The 877-nt window shown below is 74.3% G+C and carries 1 protein-coding gene; it reads right to left on the reverse strand.

The genetic code is table 11. The annotated features are described in order from the left end of the window. A partial coding sequence (locus tag MZTS_RS24345) for an ArnT family glycosyltransferase (RefSeq protein WP_425492779.1) occupies positions 1-877 on the reverse strand: 877 nt, incomplete at both ends.

Here is an 877-nt window from a genome sequence, read left to right on the forward strand (position 1 = left end):
GCTGCTGGCCTCCCCCGCCCGGAGTGTGAAGGCGGACCAGGAGAAGGCAGCGAGGGCGCAGGAGGCCAGCAGCAGCGGCAGGGCGGCGAGCGGCAAGGCGTGGTCGAGCCGCCACGCGGCGAGGCTCAGGCCGATGGTCAGGCCGGCGGGAATCAGCACGACGAGGCCCGCCACCCAGCGCGCGCCGGCGCGGCGCGGATCGAGGCCGCCGCGGGTCAGGGCCAGCACGGTGAGGATCGCCACCGCCGGCATCAAGGGCAGGACGTAATGCGGCAGCTTGGTCGGCACCGCCTCGAAGATCAGCCACATCGGCACGATCCAGGCGATGAGCAGGGCCACCGCATCCTCCCGCCGCCGCGCCCAGGCGAAGGGAAGGGCCAGCACCGCGAAGGCCGCCCCCGGCCAGAAGGTGGCGAAGAAGGCGACGGCGTAGGCGCCGGGCGGCCCCCAATGCTTCTCGGCCCCGGTGCCGACCTTGCCGAGCATGTCGTGCCCGACTGCCTCACCGAAGAAGGCCCCCCCGCTCTTCCAGGCGATCGCCAGGAACCAGGGCAGGACGACGAGCAGCGTCAGAACGAGCCCGAGGCGCGGGCGCAGGTCGAGCAGCCAGCGGGCCGAGCCCTCGCGGAGCGCGAGGACGAGGGCGGCCAAGCCGGCGAAGAGCGGCACCATCGGCCCCTTCACGAGGATGCCGAGGGCGAGGCCGGTCCAGAAGATCAGCGCGGTGTTCAAGGAGGCCGGCCCCCGGGGCCGTTCCAGCCGGGCCCGCCCGAGCCAAGCGCGGGCGAGCGCGCCGAAGGCGGCGACCGAGCAGGCGGTCAGCAGCGCGTCGGTCTTGGCGAGCCGGGCCTCGGCCGAGAGCATGATGCAGGCGCCA

The sequence above is a fragment of the Methylorubrum zatmanii genome (assembly GCF_014845115.1).
GTDB lineage: Bacteria > Pseudomonadota > Alphaproteobacteria > Rhizobiales > Beijerinckiaceae > Methylobacterium > Methylobacterium zatmanii.